The following is a 17,895-nucleotide window of genomic DNA, read 5'->3' on the forward strand; positions in this document are numbered from 1 at the left end:
CCAAGGAGCTGCCGCCATGACGCGCCCCGCCGCCCGCACCCGCAGACAGGCACTCAACGAGCTGCTGGGCCTGATGGGATTGCTGATGGGGGGCGGCCTGCTGGCGGCCCAGGGCGGGCAAACCCTGGCGGCACGGCCCGCCGGCGGCGCGGCCAGCCAGCCCGCCGCCCGAGCGCCGCGCAGCGCGGCCATGCAGCCGCCGCCACGCCGCGACACCATCGGCACGCTCGACCGCAACCTGATCACCGCCGCCAGCGCCGGCGACCAGGACCTGGTGGCGCGCCTGCTGGCCGCCGGCGCCTCGGCGCGCGCGGCCGACGAGCGCGGGCGCAGCGCCCTGCTGGCGGCGGTGCAGAACCGGCACACCGAAGTTGCGCGCACGCTGCTGCTGGCCGGCGCCGATGTGAACCTGAAGGACACCGAGGCCAACAGCCCCTTCCTGCTGGCAGCCGCCACCGGCCAGGCCGACATGGTGCGCCTGGCGCTGGCGCACGGCGCCGACCTGGCCAGCACCGACCGCTATGACGGCACCGCGCTGATCGCCGCCAGCCAGCACGGCCATGTCGAGGTGGTGAAGCTGCTGCTGAAGGCCGGCGTTGCCGTGGACCATGTCAACGACCTCGGCTGGACCGCGCTGCTGGAAGCGGTGATCCTGGGCGATGGCAGCACCCGCTACGAGGAAACGGTGCAACTGCTGCTGGATGCCGGCGCTGACGCCAACCTCGCCGACCGCGAAGGCGTGAGCCCCACGCGCCATGCGCGCGAGCGGGGCTACAAGACGATGGTGAAGATGCTGATGCGGGTGCGGGGGCATTGAGGGCCGGCACCGCGTAAATAAAAAAGCTGGTCGGTCGACCAGCCTTTTTCATTGGCTACCCGGCTGCCTCAGGCCGCGGGCCTCTCCTCTGCGCCGGTGTTGCGCGCATTCTCGCATTCCTGCAGATGGCGCCACATCACCTTGCCGGTGCCCGACTTCGGCAGCGCCTCAACGAACTCCACCACGCGCGGGTACTTGTAGGCGGCCATGTTCTCCTTGGCCCATTCGATGATCTGCTCCGGCGTGGTCTTGCCTTTGGCATGGGCGCGCAGCACCACCACCGCCTTGACGGTCTCGCCGCGGTACGGGTCGCGCGTGCCGATGATGCAGGCCTCCTGCACGTCCGGATGCTTGTACAGCAGGTTCTCCACCTCGGCCGGCCACACCTTGAAGCCCGACGCATTGATCATGCGCTTGAGGCGGTCGGTGATGAAGAAGTAGCCCTCTTCGTCCATGCGGCCCAGGTCGCCGGTGCGGAAGAAGGCCTTGCCCTCGAACTCGATAAAGGCGTCGCGGGTGGCGTCTTCCTTGCCCCAGTAGCCCTTGAACACCTGCGGGCCGCTGACGATGATCTCGCCGATCTCGTTGGGCGGCAGTTCCTTGAGCGTGACCGGGTCGACCACGCGCGCGTCGGTGTTGAAGGTCGGCACGCCCAGGCACTGCAGCTTGGGCCGGTCCGACGGGTTGCTGTGCGTCGGCGCCATGGTCTCGGACAGGCCGTAGCCTTCCAGGTAGTTCAGCCCGAACTGCTCGCGCAGGCGCTCGGCCACGGCCTGCGGCATGGCCGCGCCGCCGCCGCCGATATAGCGCAGGCTGGCCAGGTCGAACTGGGCCAGGTTGGGGCTGGCCAGGAAGTCGATCACCATGGTCGGGATATTGGTCCAGTGCGTGACCTGGTAGCGCGAGATCAGGCGGCCGGCCACCTCGCGGTCCCAGCGCGGCAGCATCACCACGGTGGCGCCGCTGTAGATCGGGCCGTTCATGCCGTACTGCATGCCGGTGACGTGGAACAGCGGCAGCACCGACAGGATCACCGATTCGGCGCCCGAGCCCGACCAGGTTGAGCCGCCGACGATGTTGTGCATCACCGAGCGGTGCGTATGGATGCAGCCCTTGGGGAAGCCGGTGGTGCCCGAGGTGTAGGGCATCACCGCCATGTCGTCCGGGCCGGCGGTGTGCGGGCCGGGCTGCAGGCCGGCACCCAGTGCCTCGGGCCACGCGGTGGCGCCCGCGGGCAGCGGATGCGGCGTGGTCAGCCAGGCCGGCGGCGCGTCTTCCGGATGTTCGTGCGTGGGCGGCAGCGCGTCGGCATACTGGGTCACCAGCATATGCTCCAGGCGCTCGGCCGGCGCCAGCTCCGCCTGCGCCTGCTCGACCCCGGCGGCCAGGTCGGCGGTGAAAATCGCCACGCGCGCCTGCGCGTCGGTCACGTAATGCTTGAATTCCTCGGCACGGTTCATCGGGTTGACCGGCACCACCACCGCGTCGGCGCGCAGGATGGCGTAGTAGCTGACGATGAACTGCGGGCAGTTCTGCATGTACAGCAGCACCCGGTCGCCCTTCTTCACGCCCGCCTTCTGCTGCAGCCAGCCGGCCAGGGCGGTGGCCTGCGCCTCCAGCTCACGGAAGGTGATGGCATTGCCGAAGTAGCGGATCGCGGCCTTGTCGGCATAGCGGAGCGCCGAGACTTCCAGGTTGGCCCAGAGCGAGGTCTCCGGCAGCACGATGGCGGTCGGCAGGCGCTTCGGCCAGAACTGGAAATGCGGGCGAGCTGGGGTCTGCATGCAAGGTCTCCTGTGCGGTCTCGCGGACCGGGGCTTTTGGTATGATCAAGGACTATAACCGAACGATCGTTCTATTTTCAACCGCAGACTTTCCCGAACCCTGCGGGCACGGTATTGGCACAGGGCGTTGCATTCGGCGCCTTCGCCCTCACAATAGGGGTATAGATTGCCTTGCCCCTTCGGGCGGCCCGCCCGGGCTGGCCGCTCCCGCCTCTCCCCGATCCAGGATTTCCCATGAGCGACGTGACCCTGCAGAATTTCGAAACCGAAGTGATCGAGGCCTCGCGCCAGGCGCCCGTGCTGGTCGACTTCTGGGCGCCGTGGTGCGGCCCCTGCCGCACGCTGGGCCCGATGCTGGAACGGCTGGAATCCGAGGCCGGCGGCCAGTGGAAGCTGGTCAAGGTCAATGTCGACGAGAACCAGGACCTGGCCGCGCACTTCGGCGTGCGCAGCATCCCGCATGTGGTGGCGATTGCCGACGGCCAGGCGGTGGACCAGTTCATCGGCGTGCTGCCCGAGTCCGGCCTGCGTGAATTCCTCGGGCGGCTGATGCCCAGGCCCGCGCAGACGGCCCTGCATGACGCGCTGCAACTGGCCGCCGAGGGCGACCGGGCCGGCGCCGAGGCGAAGTTCGACGAAGCCATTGCGCTCGACCCCGAGACCGACGCCGCCCGGCTGGCCTATATCGGTTTCCTGCTGGACGGCAATGCCATCGCCGAGGCCAGGTCGCAGTTCGAGGCCCTGTCGCCGCAGGCCGCGCAGCAGGACGCCCATGCCGCGCTGCGCATGCGCATGGATGCGATGGAGGGCCTGTCCGGCCTGCCGGACGAGCCCACCCTGAGCGCGCGCATTGCCGCCGACCCGCGCGATCTGGCGGCGCGGCGGGACTTGGCCAGGCTGCTGATCGCGCGCCAGCAGTACGAGCCGGCGCTGGAGCAGTTGCTGGAAATCGTGCGCACCGATCGCACTTTCGAGGACGATATCGGCCGCAAGACCATGCTGTCGGTGTTCGAGATGCTGGCCGACCGGCCCGACGTGGTGTCGCACTGGCGCCGCCAGCTGAGCACGGCGCTGAACTGAACGGCCGGGCCGCGGGCCCCGGCGCGGTAAACTGGCGGACTCAGTTCCGCCATTTTTCCTGCCATCCGCCATGCCAGCGCCCCGCCTGATCGACTTCAAGGCCGAGCCCGCCCCCAGCCACGACCGCCCGCGCCCGGACCGGCTGGTGTCAGGCAACCCCGACCGCACCACCTGGACGCACTACAGCGCGCACCACGGCGATTTCGACTGCGGTATCTGGGCATGCGAGCCCGGGGCCTGGCGTATCGCCTTTCCGGCTGGCAAGGAAGAGTTCTTCCATGTCATCAGCGGCCGCATCCGCATCAGCGACGATGCCGGCCAGGCCAGCGACTTCGGCCCCGGCGACGCCTGCGTGATCCCGGCCGGCTTTACCGGGCTGTTCGAGGTGCTGGCACCGGTGCGCAAGTATTTCGTGGTGATCGACCGCGACTCCGCCCACCCGGCCTGACTGCGCTCAGGCCGCCGTGACCGGGCCTTCGACCAGCGTGAAGCCGTGCTCGCGCATATGCTCCACCATCATCGCGTCCATCGACTTGACGTGATGGTCGAACCAGCCCGAGAGCTCGGCCACCAGGCGGCGGCCAAGCTGGAACTCGGCATCGGTGTGCACCTTGTCGCGCACCGCGGCGGCCACGGCCAGCACCTGCTGGTGCTCGCCCGCGTGGCAATGGCGCGGGCCGAAGCCCATCGCCTCCATCCACTGCTCTTCCTGTGCGAAATGATGGCGGGTATGGTCGATCCATTCGTCCATCGCCGCCAGGAAGCCGGCGTCGTCGGCGCCGGCCACCGCGGCCAGCAGCTGCACGAACTCGGCATGGGTGGCGTCGGTGACCGGTTCGCCCAGATGGAGGTGGTCCGGCAGGCCGGCGGAGGAAAGCTGGTCTTTGGCGTCCATGGATCGACGGCAATCGTGGGAGAAAACGGCAAGGATACCGAATCGGCGCGGCCCGGGCCTGATCTGGCGCAAGCCCAGGGGGTATGCTGTGGGCGATGCGCCCTGTCCGCTACACCAAACCCTCATGCCAAGACTGATCTTCTTCTGCGGCCATGCCGGCACCGGCAAGACCACCCTCGCCCACCGCCTGATCGGCCCGCTGATGCAGGCCACCGGCGAGCCCTTCTGCCTGCTCGACAAAGACACCCTGTACGGCCGCTACAGCGCCGCGGCCATGGCCGCGATCACCGGCGACCCCAATGACCGCGACAGCCCGGCCTACTTGAACAACCTGCGCGACCCGGAATACCAGGGCCTGCTCGACACCGCGCGCGAGAACCTGGCGCTGGGCATCAGCGTGATCGTGATCGGCCCGCTGTCGCGCGAGGTCAAGGCCCACCTGCTGCATGACCCCGGCTGGCTGCACGTGCCCGCCGGCACGACGGTGCGCACGGTCTGGGTCCATCTGCCTGAAGACGAGGCCCATGCGCGCATCATCCGGCGCGGCAATCCCAACGACGCCTACAAGCTGGGCCACTGGGAAGCCTACCGCACCCGGCGCTTCATGCCGGCGCCCGCGGATTATCCGGAGCTGATCTTCTTCGACAACCTTGCACCCGGCGACGCCGAGATCGACGGGCTGCTGCGCGCGCTGAGCGCCTGAGCGGCCCGGGCGGCTTCAGCCGCGCGCGATCGCGCCGATCACCGCCGACGCCGCGACAAAGCCGAACACCGCCGTCACCGCCACCGACGAGCCAAAGCCCGCGCAGGCCAGCCCCTGCGGGCCGCGCATGGCCGGCTGGCCCGGCTGCAGGTCCAGCGGCGGCGCCTCGTCGATCTCGCAGGCCTGCTGCTCGGGCTCGGGATATTGCAGCGGCTCGTCCGAATAGACCGCGGCGATGCCGAACTTCTTCTTCGGGTCGCGCGTAAAGCCCCATTGCTTGCGCAGGCCGGCGCGCACCTTGGACAGCAGCGGGTCCTGGATCGTACGCGCCAGGTCGTCGATGCGCACGCGCGTGGGGTCGAGCTGGCCGCCCGCGCCGCCGCAGGTGATCACCGGCACGCCCTGGCGCCGGGCCCAGCCGAGCATCCCAGTCTTGACGCGCACCGCGTCGATGGCGTCGATGACGTAGTCATAGCCGGCGCCGAGCAGCTCGGGCACGTTGTCCGGCGTGACGAAATCATCGACCTGCGTTACCCGGCAGCGCGGGTTGATGGCCACGATGCGCTCGGCCATGGCCTCGACCTTGGCGCGCCCGTAGGCATCGCCCAGCGCATGGATCTGGCGGTTGGTGTTGGACAGCGCGATATGGTCCAGGTCGATCAGCGTGATGCGCCCGACCGCATTGCGCGCCAGTGCCTCGGCCGCCCAGCTGCCGACGCCGCCAATGCCGACCACGCACACGCTGGCCGCCTCCAGGCGGGCCAGGCCGGCGGCGCCGTAGAGCCTTGCCACGCCGCCGAAGCGGCGGTGGTAGTCATCCTCGGCCGGGCTTTCGTGGGTCAGCGGCTCGGGCAGGCCGGCCAGGTCGTGTGCGGCATCGTTCATGCTGGAGGTATCGGGTCGATGGAGTGCGGCAGGGTCGGCGCTTGGCTGCGCGGGGCAAGAATCCGGCATTTTCCGGCGGCGATGTCAGCCAATCCCCGACAAAGACAGGAAGCGCGCAACTATACAATAGACGTGCAGTGGTCCGTTCGCCGCCCCGCGCTGGCGTGGGCGGCCCCGGCCCTGCCCCCCGCCAGACAGGAGAGCCCGCCTCATGCCCGTGCGCCGCAAGGTTGTTCTGTGGAGTGTGCTGACACCCATCGCGCTGATCGCGCTGCTGGTGGTCGTGATCCTGACCTTCGACTGGAACCGCCTCAAGCCCTGGCTCAATGACCGCGTCACCGAGGCCATCGGCCGCCCCTTTGCCATCAACGGCGACCTGACCGTGACCTGGCGCCGCGGTGAGGGCGAGAAAGGCTGGCATACGCTGGTGCCGTGGCCGCGGCTGTCGGCGCGCGACATCACCATCGCCAATACCGACTGGGCCAAACAGCCCAACCTGGCAACCGTGCGCGAGCTGATCTTCGTGCTGCGTCCGATACCGCTGCTGGCGCACCAGATCGCGGTGCCGACCATTGTCGTCGACAGCCCAGCGGTGTGGCTGGAGCGCCTGCCGGACGCCCGCAACAACTGGACCCTCGAGTTCGGCCCCAAGAAGGGCCCGTCCGAATGGGAGCTGCATATCGGCGAGGTGGTGCTGGCGCGCGGCAACCTGGCGCTGGCCGACCAGCTCAAGAAGATCGAGCTGCAGGCGGAGCTCGACACCATTGGCGGCAGCCCGCTCTATGACAAGGCCCGCGACGGCGCGCTGGTCGCGCCCGAGGCCTCCGCGGTGCCGCCAGGGCCCCCGGCCAGTGCACCCGGCGCGGCCAGGGCAGCCTCCGCGCCAGCGGCTTCGGCGCCGGGCGTTTCCGCCCCGCCGGCCACGGCCAAGGGCCCCGACGACCGCTACGGCGTGCGCTGGAAAGCCACCGGCCGCTACAACGAGGCCACCATCAACGCCAGCGGCAAGGCCGGCACGGTGCTGAGCCTGCGCAACGCCGACGTGCCCTTCCCGATCCTGGCCGATGTGCGGGTTGGCACCACCCGCGCCGTGATCGAAGGCACCGTGACCAACCCGGCCCACCTGGCCGCGCTGGACGTGCACCTGACCCTGAGCGGCGACAGCATGGCCAGGCTCTATGCGCTGACCGGCGTGGTGCTGCCGTCCACGCCCCCGTACCAGACCCGCGGCCGGCTGATGGCGACGCTGCGCAAGCAGGGCTCGATCTACGAGTACCAGAAGTTCACCGGCCGCGTCGGCGGCAGCGACCTGTCCGGCACGCTGACCTTTACCAAGCGCGAGCCGCGCCCGCTGCTGGCCGGCAACCTGGTGTCCAACCAGCTGCGCTTTGTCGACCTGGCGCCGCTGATCGGCGCCGATGCCAAGCCCGGACGCCCCGCCAAGGACAGCCCGGTGGCCCAGCCGGCCGACAAGGCGCTGCCGGTGGCGCCATTCCGCACCGAGCGCTGGGACGAGATCGACGCCGACGTGCGCTTTGCCGGCAAGCGCATCATCCGCGATGCCGACCTGCCGATCACCGACCTGGTCACGCACCTGAAGCTGCAGGACGGCGTGCTGCTGCTGGACCCGCTGAATTTCGGCGTGGCCGGCGGCAACCTGGTGTCGACCATGCGCCTGGACGGCAAGCGCGAGCCGATGGGGGCCACGGTCGACATGACCGCGCGGCACATGAAGCTCAAGCAGCTGTTCCCCACCTTTGACCTGATGCGCACCAGCATCGGCGAACTCAACGGCAGCGCCAAGCTCTCGGCCACCGGCAATTCAGTGGCGGCACTGATGGCGTCTTCCAACGGCGAAGCCAAGCTGCTGGTCGAGAACGGCACGGTCAGCAAGTTCCTGCTTGAAGCGATGGGGCTGAACGTGGGCAGCGTGGTGATCCGCAAGCTGTTCGGCGACAGGCCGGTGCGGATCAACTGCGGCGTCAGCGACTTTGCCTTCACCGACGGCATCGCGCGCGCGCGCACCTTTGTGCTGGATACGGAAGATGCGGTGGTCGAAACCACCGGCGGCATCGACCTGCGCAATGAAAGGCTGGCGCTGACCATCCACCCGGACTCCAAGGGCCTGCGCGTGTTCTCGCTGCGCTCGCCACTGTACGTGGGCGGCACCATGAAGAAGCCGTCCGTCAGCCCCGATATCGGGGTGCTGGCGCTGCGCGCCGGCGGCGCGCTGTCGCTGGCGCTGCTGGCACCGGTGGCGACTGCGGTGCTGCCGCTGGTGGACCTGTCCCCGGACGGCGAAGACAACCTGTGCGCAACGCTGCTGGCCGACCTGCGCAAACGCCCGGTCGCGCCGCCGCCGGGCAAGACCTACAAGGATCCCAGGACCGGCAAGACCGCCGGCATGACCGCCGGCAGGCCGATCCCAAAGGAAACGCCGGGGACCGCCGCGCAGGCTGACGCCCAGACCCGCCAGCCGGCACGCGCCAGCGAGCGCGAGGAGCGCAAGCCGGCGCCGGCACCGGCGCGCCCGGACAACGATCCCCTGTACAAGGGCGGTTGAGGCGCGTGCAAACCATGGCGCGTCGCCTGGCGGCCACATGTCCGCCCTTGTCTGAAGCAAAATCGCAACACTTTGCCCCGCTGCGACATCCTGCCGCACACAGCCGTTGTGCCGCGCCCACGCCGGGCGCATAATTAAACGGCCATTTACAAGAAGTTTAAGCATGGCAAGCATCGGGTGCGGTGCGGGTTCGCCCGCTGCATCCTTCTGAAGGCGCGGCTGCGGCCGCCCTTTGTTTCCTCTTTATTTTCCCGCCTCGGCACGGCCGCCGGCCGCCACGAGCGCGGCCACCGCGAGCCCCCGTTCCCATGTCGCTGCCGCACGCCGCCGTCCCGCCGATCACCTGGCTGATCGCGCTGACGGTGTGCAACCACGTGGCCTTCAATGCCAGCCGCGTGGTGGTGTCGCTGTTCGCGATTTCCCTCAAAGCCTCCACCATCACACTCGGCGTGCTGATGTCGCTGTATGCGGTGCTGCCGATGCTGCTGGCAATCCGCGCCGGCAAGCGCATCGACGAGATCGGGCCGCGCAAGCCGATGACCGCGGGCTCGCTGATGGTGGTGGCGGGCACGCTGCTGCCGGCGCTCTGGCACGACCTCGGCGCGCTGTACCTGTCATGCGCGCTGACCGGCGTGGGCTTCATGCTGGTCCAGGTGGCGATGCAGCTGCTGATCGGCCAGGTCTCCACCAACGAGACCCGGCTGCGCAACTACACCTGGCATGCGCTGGGGCTGTCGGTGTCCGGCACGCTCGGGCCGGTGGCGATGGGCTACGTGATCGAGCATGCGGGCTTCCGTCCCGCCTTCATGGTGCTGGTGGCGGTGGCGCTGGTCGGCCAGGCCGGCCTGCAATGGCTGCGTCCGCGCCTGCCGGCGCAAGGCGGCAATGCCGGGCGCATCGCCATCGAGGACGGCAGCCGCCACTCCACGCTGGACCTGCTGCAGCATGCCGAGCTGCGCGCGGTCTTTATCGCCAGCGCGGTGCTGTCCGCCGCATGGGACCTGCACGCCTTCCTGATCCCGATCCAGGGCTCGCGCATCGGCCTGTCGCCGTCGTCGATCGGCTGGGTGCTGGGCGCTTTCGCGATTGCCACCTTTGCCATCCGCGTGGCCATGCCGGCGGTGTCGCGCCGGCTCTCGGAGTGGAAAATCATCCGCAGCGCGCTGCTGGTGGGAGCGCTGGCCTACCTGGCCTACCCCCTGGTCACGCAGTTCTGGCTGATGTGCGGGCTGGCCTTCGTGCTGGGCCTGGCGCTGGGCAGCGCCCAACCCAATGTCATGAATATCCTGCACACGGCGTCGCCGCACGGCCGCGCCGGCGAGGCACTGGGCCTGCGCTCGGCGGTGCTCAATACCAGCCAGGTGGTGTGGCCGCTCACGTTTGGCGTGGTCGGCACGGCGCTGGGCATGCTGCCGATCTTCCTGTCGATGGCGGGCGCGATGGGCGCGGCCGGCTACTACTCGCGGCGCCAGGGGCGCAAGGTGCTGCCACCGCCGGTTTAGCCGCCGCGGCAGGTGGCGCTGCCGATACGTTTGTCGCCACGCAAATGCGATCCCCGATGCATTCGCTATACTCGAATCAGCCGGACCTGCGGCCCCCGCCCCCGGGCGCACCGCGCATCCCGACCGATATCCTGATGATTGCGACATGACTCAACTTGCCGACCTTCGCCGTAGCTATGTGCTGGGCTCTCTGTCCGAAACCGACGTAGCGCCCGACCCGATGAGCCAGTTCAAACGCTGGTTCGACGAGGCGGTCACGGCCAAGCTGCCCGAACCCAATGCCATGACCCTGGCCACGGTCGACGCCGACGGCCAGCCGTCCGCGCGCATCGTGCTGCTCAAGGGCATCGACGACCGCGGCTTCACCTTCTTCACCAACTATGAAAGCCGCAAGGGCCTGGACCTGGCGGCAAACCCGCGCGCGGCGCTGCTGTTCCACTGGGTGCAGCTGGAGCGCCAGGTACGCGTCGAAGGGCGCGTCGAGAAAGTCTCGGACGACGAGAGCGACGCCTATTTCGCCACGCGCCCGCTGGGCTCGCGCGTGGGCGCCTGGGCCTCTGCGCAAAGCCGCGAGGTGCCCGGCCGCGACGTGCTGGAGCAGCGCGAGCAGGAATACCGCAGCAAGTTCGGCGAAAACCCGCCGCGCCCGCCGCACTGGGGCGGCTACCGCCTGGTGCCGACCGCGCTGGAGTTCTGGCAGGGCCGCCCGTCGCGGCTGCACGACCGCATTGCCTTCCGCCTGCAACCCGGCGGCGACTGGCAGATCGTGCGGCTGTCGCCCTGAAACGGTTGGCACGCGCCTGAACATGCGCCAACTGCGCCGAACGGGTCGGTAGTGGGGTCTTCTGGGCGGTGCGCTGCACAAGCTGCGGAATTGGACTAAAGTGAGACCGGCGTCGCTTGGTTACTCTTTTCTTGCAGCGCTCGAGGATTGGGCAAGGTTCCAGCTCAGTACCAACCTTGCCTGATGCGTCGGCCGCAGCGTGTGCCGCAACCATCGGGAGGTAAAGCGCATGTTTTTCAAGCAAGCCCTGGAAAAGCAACTCGACAACTGGATCGCCGACCTGCGAGAGAATGCCAATCTGCCGGTCAGCTTGCGGCTGTGGAATGGCATCGAATACCCGCTCGGGCACTTCGACAAGCCGGCTGTCACGCTGACCGTACGCGAAGCCGCGGCCCTGCCGCTGCTGCTGACGCCGAGCCTGGACAACCTGGGCGAAGCGTATGTGCAGGAGAAAATCGACTTCGAGGGCAGGCTGACGGACATCATCAAGGTCGCCTACGGCTTCTCGGCCGCGGCCACGCACCGCGCCGGCGGCGCGCTGTTCAAGGCGGCGCAGCACTTCGCGCATACCAAGCAGGAAGACAAGAACTCGATCCAGTACCACTACGACGTCTCCAACGACTTCTACCAGCTCTGGCTCGATCCCAACATGGTCTACTCCTGCGCCTACTTCGAGCACGGCGACGAAGACCTGGCCACGGCGCAAATCAAGAAGATCGACCACATCCTGACCAAGATCCGGCTGCAGCCTGACCAGACGCTGCTGGACATCGGCTGCGGCTGGGGCGCGCTGGTGCTGCGCGCCGCGCAGAAGTTCGGTGCGCGCTGCGTGGGCATCACGCTGTCGCAGAACCAGTTCGACCTGGCCACCGAACGTGTCAGGGCCGCGGGCCTGTCCGACCGCATCGAGATCCGGCTGCAGGACTACCGCGACACCGCCGGCACCTTCGACCGCATCACCAGCGTCGGCATGTTCGAGCATGTGGGCAAGGACAACCTGCCCGGCTACTTCAGCCGCATCCGCGAACTGCTGGCCGACGACGGCTATGTGATGAACCACGGCATCACCTCGCCCGACCCCGACAACGGCGCGACGCCGATGGACGGCGCCGAGTTCATGGACCGCTATGTGTTCCCGCAGGGCGAGCTGCCGCATATCGGGCTGGTGCTGCGCACGCTGCAGCAAGGCGGCCTGGAAGCCTTCGACGTCGAACTGCTGCGCCGCCACTACGCGCAGACGCTGCACTACTGGGCCGACAACTTCGAGGCCCGCGGCGACACCATCCGCAGCCTGGTCGGCGAGAAGAAATACCGCATCTGGCGGGTCTACCTGGCCGGCTGCGCACATGCCTTCGAGACCGAGAAGATGTCGATCTACCAGGTGCTCTGCCACAAGGCCGGGCTGCCGGCCGATACCCTGCCGTGGTCGCGCCGCTATATCTACGACCAACCCATTGGCCGCAACGACTGAAGGCAACGCCGGCGATTGACTGAAGACCTCTTTGGCGGGCTGCTCCAGCCCGCCCCACCTGCCCCTGCGGAGCCGCCCGCCGCCCCCTCCGGCAAACCTGCGCGTGGCAAGAGCGTGCAACCCGCACAGGCGGACGAAACCCTGTGCGCGCTCGCCGCGCAGCTGCCATCGAACCTGTACTTCGGCACATCCTCCTGGGCCTACCCCGGCTGGAACGGGCTGGTCTATGACGGCGAGTACGGCGACAGCCTGCTGTCGCGCAAGGGCCTGGCCGCATATTCGCGCCATCCGCTGCTGCGTGCCGCCGGCATCGACCGCGGCTTCTACGGGCCGATCCCGCTGGCGGACTACCTGTCCTATGCCGCGCAGGTCCCCGACGGCTTCCGCTTCCTGGTCAAGGCGCCCGCCAGCGTCTGCGATGCCTGGCTGCGCGGCTCCGACGGCGCCGGCCGGCTGGCCAACGCTGCCTTCCTCGATGCCGAGATCGCGGTGCGCGACTTCATCGTGCCCGCCACCAGCGGGCTGGGCAGCAAATGCGGGCCGCTGCTGTTCCAGCTGTCGCCGATGGGTCCGCTGGCCGACAGCGCCGTGTTCCTGGAGCGGCTCGATGCCTTCCTGGGCGCGCTGCCGGCACTCGATCCGTCGATCACCCCGCATGCGTGCTACACGGTAGAGCTGCGCGACCCAGCACTGCTGACGCCACGCTATATCCGGCTGTTGCGCCGCCACGGGGTGCGCTTCTGCCTGTCGGCACGCGACCGCCTGCCGCCGGTGCCGCGCCAGGCCGCGGCGCAGGCGCTGATGGACGAGGAAGCGCCAGGCCCGCTGGTGCTGCGCTGGATGCTGCATGGGGGCCGGCCCTACGCCTACGCGGAAAAGCTGTACGCACCCTTCGACCGCATCGTCGACGACGACCCCGACACCCGCCATGCCATTGCCGATGTGGTGGCACGCACGCTGCGCGCGGGGCAGCCTGCCATCGTCATTGTCAGCAACAATGCCGAGGGCTGCGCGCCGCTGAGTTGCGTGCGGCTGGCCGAGTCGATCATTGCGAGGCTGGCGCGGTGAATCGCTTGCCGGCAGTGCACAGTGGCCGATAGGCCGCTCCCGCAGGCAACGGCCATCACCGCCTGAACACTTGTGCATAATATGCACAGCTGGAGGCCATGCGCTTGTCCCCACCCACGCGATCGGCTTGAATCGGGGCACCTTCCAACCGAGGAAGGATGGAGACGACGATGCCCCTTTCCACTACGGCGCGCACACCGGGCCGCGCCGCCCTGCCGCAGCTGCTTGATCCTGCCTCGATAGCCATTGTCGGCGCCTCGCGCGATACCAGCCGCATCGGCGGCGTGGCGCTGGACCACCTGCAGCGCCTTGGATACCAGGGTCAGGTGTATCCGGTCAATCCGCGCTATGCCGAGATCGCCGGCCTGGCGTGCTATCCCGATATCGAATCCGTGCCGCAGGTGCCTGACGTGGCGGTGCTGGAGCTCGGCGCGGACGAGGTGCTGCCGCAGTTGCAGCGCTGCCATGCCCGCGGCGTCCGTGCCGCCATCGTCTACGCCTCGGGCTTTGCCGAGGCCGGTGAAGCTGGTGCCGGGCGCCAGGCCGCACTTGCGGCCTTCGCCCGCGAGAGCGGCATGGCAATCGCCGGACCCAACTGCATGGGGCTGGCCAACCTGACCACGCGCGCCATCACCGCATTTGCCACCACGTTCCGCGCGTTCCCGCCGCAGGACGGCCCGGGTGCCGTGAGCCTGCTGACCCAGAGCGGCAACGTCTGCGCCATCGTCTACGCCACAGGAAGGCAGATGGACGTGGGCTTCCACCAGTTCATCAATACCGGCAACGAAGCCTGCCTGGACTATTCGGATTACCTCGACTACCTCGCGGACGATCCGCAAACCGCGGCCGTGGTCGGTTACGCGATGTTTGCGCAGGGAAACTAGGGTCGGCTTTTGGCGCCGACCCAGCGCCCGGTCCCTACTTCCTCAACTTGCCCCCAAACTGCTTTCGAAACTTGGCCAGTTTCGGCGAGATCACAAAGGCACAGTACCCCTGGCTCGGATGATCCTGGTAGTAGTTCTGGTGACTTGCCTCGGCGCGCCAGTACGGTTGCTCCGGCTCGACCTGCGTCACGATCGGCGCATCAAAGACCTTGGCGGCAGCCAACTCCCGCATCACGTATTCCGCCGTGGCCCGCTGCGCCTCCGAATGCGTAAAGATCGCCGACCGGTACTGCGGCCCCACGTCGTTGCCCTGCCGGTCCGGCGTGGTCGGGTCATGGATGGCGAAGAAGATCTCCAGGATCTGGCGATAGTTGATCACCGACGGATCGAAGGTGACACGGACCACCTCGACGTGCCCGGTATCCCCCTCGCAAACCTGCTGGTAAGTCGGGTGATCCACGTGCCCGCCGGTATAACCGGACTCCACCGCCACCACGCCATCGACCTGCTGGTAGACCGCTTCCAGGCACCAGAAGCACCCGCCCCCCAGCGTGGCCGTTTCAAGTCCATGTTCCATTTGCGCCGCCCCCTTGCGTTGTCGTCTGTGGTGTCACGGCCTCAAGCATAAGCGCAGATTGGCGCCCTTGCAGCAGATTCAGCCAGGCTGGCGCTGCGCCTCCAGCATCGCGCGCAGTTGCGGCTTGAGCACCTTGCCCAGCGCGCTGCGCGGCAGGTCCTCCAGCAGCACCACCTCGCGCGGCAGCTTGAAGCGGGCAATGCGCGTGGCCAGCAGTTCGCGCAGCGGCTCCGCGCCCAGCGCGTCGCGCGGCGCGCCCGGCGCGGGCACGATCACCGCCACCGGCACCTCGCCCCAGCGCGCATCGGCCACGCCGACCACCGCGCACTCCTGCACGCCGGGCAGGCCGGCCAGCACGTTCTCGATCTCGGCGGGATAGATGTTCTCGCCACCCGAGATGATCATGTCCTTGCTGCGGCCGACGACTTCGATGCAGCCGCCGGCATCGCGGTGCGCGAGGTCGCCGGAATGGAACCAGCCGTCGGGCAGGCCGTTATCAGGCTGGTTCCAATAGCCAGCCATCACGTTGGCGCCGCGCACCCACAGCTCGCCAACCTCGCCCGGCGCCACCTCGGCACCGTCCGGACCGGCCAGCCGGACTTGCGCCTCCGGCTGCGGCCAGCCGGCATAGCCAGGCCGGGCCATCGCATCCTGCAGCTTCAGCACCACCGACACCGGACCGGTCTCGGTCGCGCCATAGACCTGCCCCAGCGGCACCCCGCGTGCATGGAAGGCCTCGATATACGACAGCGGGATGGTCGACGAACCTGCCATCACGCCGCGCAGCGCCGACAGGTCGGCCCCGGGCCAGCCGGGATGCTCAAGCACCGCGCGCAGCGTGGCCGGCACCATCAGCGACAGGCTCGGCCGCGCCTGCGCGACCGCGCCGAGCCAGGCGTCCGGAGCAAAGCGGTCGTGCAGCGTGACCTGCGCCCCGGCCAGCAGCGCCGGCAGCGTCTGGATGCACAGCCCGCCGACATGGAACATCGGCAGCACCGACAGCACGTGGTCGTCCGCGGTCATGCCGTGCGCCCACCAGCTGGCGCGCGCATTGGCCAGCAACCCTGCCTGCGTATGCACCGCGCCCTTGGGCTTGCCGGTGGTGCCGGAGGTGTAGGCCAGCAGCAGCGGCGCATCGTCCGGCACCGGCGCATGGGCCACGCCGAACGGCGCGGGATGGTCGATCAGCCGGTCGAGATGCGCGACCTGGCAGCCGCTGCCAGCCTCCTGCGCCAGCCCTGCATGGCGCTCGTCATGGAACAGCGCGGCCAGTTGCGCGTGGCCGGCAATGGTACGCAGCTCCGCCGGCGCCAGCCGGTAGTTCAGCGGCACGAACATCGCCCCGACACGCACACAGGCGAACAGCAGCACCAGCTGCAACTCGTGGTTCAGGCACAGCGTGCCGACGCGGTCGCCCGCGCGGATGCCCCACGTCGCTGCCAGGTGGGCGCTGGCACGCTCGACGCGCCGCCACAGCTTGCCGTAGGTGAAGGTGCGGCCCAGGTAGTGCAACGCCGGCCGCCCCGGCGCCGCGGCGGCATGGCCATGCAGCATGGCCGGCAGCGCGCCCAGCCCGGCGGCGCCCGCGCGCATGGCGCGGCTGGCGGCGCTCATTCGTCGCGCTCGCCGGATTCGTACAGGGTCTCGCGCCCCATGCGGTCCAGGATCAGCTCGGCGGTCCAGGGCAGCATCAGCGCACCGCAGCGCGAGTCGCGGTAGAGCCGCTCCAGCGGCAGGTCCTTGAGCATCGACTGGCCGCCGCAGGTGCGGATCGCCAGCCGGGCGATGTCGTTGGCGCCTTCCATCACGGTGTAGTGCGCGGCGTACAGGCGCAGGCGCTCGTCCTTGGTCGGATTGGGCCTGGCCTCATGGATCACGCGCCAGAAGATCGAGCGCATGGTTTCCAGCTGGATGCGCATCTGCGCCACCGCGATCTGCTTGGTCGGGTACATGCGGCGCTTGACCGGCGGCTGGCCCGGCACCTCGCCGCGCAGGTACTGCACGGTGAAGTCGTAGGCGGCCTGGGCTACGCCCAGGTAGGTCGGCGACAGCGTGAAGAACATTGCCGGCCAGGTCTGCGCGGCACGGTAGTAGACGCCGCGCGGCATCAGCTGCTCATGGTCGGGCACGAACACGTCCTTGAGCAGCAGCGTGCGCGATACCGTCCCGCGCATGCCCATCGGGTCCCACTCACCGGTCACGGTCAGCCCTTCCGCCTTGCCGGGCACGGCGATATAGAGCGTGTCGCGCATGTCGGGATGCTGGTCGCCGCGGTCCTCGGTGCACAGGATGCCGTAGTAGTCGGCCGCGCCCGACAGCGAGGCGAAGATCTTGCGCCCGTTCAGCACCCAGCCGCCCTCGACCTTGCGCGCGGTGGTGCCGAACGGCGCCTTGCCCGCGGCAGCGGCGGAGCCTTCGGAGAACGGCTGCGCATAGACCGCGCCATCGCGCACCACGCGCGAGAAATGCAGCTCGCGCCGGGCTTCGTGCTCGGCGCGCTGCTCAGGCGTCATGTCGATGCCGTCGGACAGCACGCCGGTCCACATGGTCGAGCAGATATGCATGTTGTACGTCAGCGCCGTGGCCCCGCAGTAGCGGCCGATCTCGGCGCCGACCATGCAGTAGGTGGCAAAGTCCGCGCCCTCGCCGCCGAACGCCTGCGGCACGCACAGGGCCAGCAGGCCGGCCTCGCGCAGGTCGGCATAGTTGGCGAAGGGGAAGCTGGCCTCGCGGTCCCAGGTGGCTGCGCGCGCGGCGAAGCGCTCGCGGCCGAGGCGGTTGGCCAGCGCCAGCAGGCGCGCTTGTTGCGGGGTAAAGTCCGCCGTACCGATGGCGGGAATGAAGTCGAGCTGTCCGGATGGCATGTCGCGGTCTCCTGTTTT

The 17,895-nt window shown here is 68.9% G+C and carries 15 protein-coding genes and 1 pseudogene; 10 read left to right on the forward strand and 6 right to left on the reverse strand.

Annotated elements, in window-relative coordinates; all coding sequences use genetic code 11:
• Nucleotides 1-16 precede the first annotated feature (16 nt).
• Entirely contained in the window at nt 17-817 is an 801-nt protein-coding gene (locus AC1Q6V_RS05600; protein WP_010813702.1) for an ankyrin repeat domain-containing protein, read from the forward strand.
• A gap of 68 nt (nt 818-885) precedes the next feature.
• Here the strand turns inward: AC1Q6V_RS05600 and AC1Q6V_RS05605 are convergent, their stop codons facing one another.
• A complete protein-coding gene (locus AC1Q6V_RS05605) occupies nt 886-2,601 on the reverse strand; it encodes a long-chain fatty acid--CoA ligase (protein WP_010813703.1) in 1,716 nt (571 codons plus the stop codon).
• Between the two features lie 234 nt (nt 2,602-2,835).
• Here AC1Q6V_RS05605 and trxA point away from each other — a divergent pair, with 234 nt between their 5' ends.
• Nucleotides 2,836-3,681, forward strand: coding sequence for a thioredoxin (trxA, locus tag AC1Q6V_RS05610; protein ID WP_010813704.1), 846 nt, complete (start codon nt 2,836-2,838; stop codon nt 3,679-3,681).
• 70 nt (nt 3,682-3,751) lie between these two features.
• Nucleotides 3,752-4,129: a cupin domain-containing protein gene (locus AC1Q6V_RS05615; protein ID WP_454751169.1), complete on the forward strand. Its 378-nt coding sequence runs from the start codon at nt 3,752-3,754 to the stop codon at nt 4,127-4,129.
• Nucleotides 4,130-4,135: 6 nt separating this feature from the next.
• Here the strand turns inward: AC1Q6V_RS05615 and AC1Q6V_RS05620 are convergent, their stop codons facing one another.
• Entirely contained in the window at nt 4,136-4,576 is a 441-nt protein-coding gene (locus AC1Q6V_RS05620; protein WP_010813706.1) for a bacteriohemerythrin, read from the reverse strand.
• 124 nt (nt 4,577-4,700) lie between these two features.
• Here AC1Q6V_RS05620 and AC1Q6V_RS05625 point away from each other — a divergent pair, with 124 nt between their 5' ends.
• Nucleotides 4,701-5,279 (forward strand): P-loop nucleotide/nucleoside kinase family protein, encoded by a 579-nt coding sequence (locus AC1Q6V_RS05625; protein ID WP_010813707.1) that lies wholly within the window; start codon nt 4,701-4,703, stop codon nt 5,277-5,279.
• A 15-nt stretch (nt 5,280-5,294) separates the two neighbouring features.
• Here the strand turns inward: AC1Q6V_RS05625 and tcdA are convergent, their stop codons facing one another.
• Entirely contained in the window at nt 5,295-6,164 is an 870-nt protein-coding gene (tcdA, locus tag AC1Q6V_RS05630; protein ID WP_081050145.1) for a tRNA cyclic N6-threonylcarbamoyladenosine(37) synthase TcdA, read from the reverse strand.
• Between the two features lie 211 nt (nt 6,165-6,375).
• Between tcdA and AC1Q6V_RS05635 the strand changes: the two genes are divergently transcribed.
• The 6 genes and pseudogenes from AC1Q6V_RS05635 to AC1Q6V_RS05660 form a co-directional block, all read left to right on the forward strand.
• Nucleotides 6,376-8,727: an AsmA family protein gene (locus AC1Q6V_RS05635; protein ID WP_439670844.1), complete on the forward strand. Its 2,352-nt coding sequence runs from the start codon at nt 6,376-6,378 to the stop codon at nt 8,725-8,727.
• A gap of 308 nt (nt 8,728-9,035) precedes the next feature.
• A complete protein-coding gene (locus AC1Q6V_RS05640) occupies nt 9,036-10,229 on the forward strand; it encodes an MFS transporter (RefSeq protein WP_454751170.1) in 1,194 nt (397 codons plus the stop codon).
• A gap of 145 nt (nt 10,230-10,374) precedes the next feature.
• Nucleotides 10,375-11,013, forward strand: coding sequence for a pyridoxamine 5'-phosphate oxidase (gene pdxH, locus AC1Q6V_RS05645; RefSeq protein WP_010813711.1), 639 nt, complete (start codon nt 10,375-10,377; stop codon nt 11,011-11,013).
• 229 nt (nt 11,014-11,242) lie between these two features.
• Nucleotides 11,243-12,484 carry an SAM-dependent methyltransferase gene (locus AC1Q6V_RS05650; RefSeq protein ID WP_010813712.1) on the forward strand — a complete coding sequence of 414 codons (1,242 nt, stop codon included), beginning with the start codon at nt 11,243-11,245 and terminating at the stop codon, nt 12,482-12,484.
• Between the two features lie 15 nt (nt 12,485-12,499).
• Nucleotides 12,500-13,552, forward strand: coding sequence for a DUF72 domain-containing protein (locus AC1Q6V_RS05655; protein ID WP_058696675.1), 1,053 nt, complete (start codon nt 12,500-12,502; stop codon nt 13,550-13,552).
• A 170-nt stretch (nt 13,553-13,722) separates the two neighbouring features.
• Nucleotides 13,723-14,412 (forward strand): annotated as a pseudogene (locus AC1Q6V_RS05660) (CoA-binding protein); the annotation flags it as partial.
• A 58-nt stretch (nt 14,413-14,470) separates the two neighbouring features.
• Here the strand turns inward: AC1Q6V_RS05660 and msrA are convergent.
• The 3 genes from msrA to AC1Q6V_RS05675 all read right to left on the reverse strand — a co-directional run bounded on the left by msrA (nt 14,471) and on the right by AC1Q6V_RS05675 (nt 17,877).
• Nucleotides 14,471-15,013: a peptide-methionine (S)-S-oxide reductase MsrA gene (gene msrA / locus AC1Q6V_RS05665; RefSeq protein WP_010813715.1), complete on the reverse strand. Its 543-nt coding sequence runs from the start codon at nt 15,011-15,013 to the stop codon at nt 14,471-14,473.
• A 78-nt stretch (nt 15,014-15,091) separates the two neighbouring features.
• Nucleotides 15,092-16,627, reverse strand: a complete 1,536-nt coding sequence (locus AC1Q6V_RS05670; RefSeq protein WP_454751171.1) for a class I adenylate-forming enzyme family protein — start codon at nt 16,625-16,627, stop codon at nt 15,092-15,094.
• Entirely contained in the window at nt 16,624-17,877 is a 1,254-nt protein-coding gene (locus AC1Q6V_RS05675) for an acyl-CoA dehydrogenase family protein (RefSeq protein WP_439668123.1), read from the reverse strand. Before AC1Q6V_RS05675 ends, AC1Q6V_RS05670 begins: the two co-directional genes overlap by 4 nt.
• Nucleotides 17,878-17,895 lie beyond the last annotated feature (18 nt).

The organism is Cupriavidus sp. GW823-FHT07B10 (assembly GCF_058794355.1).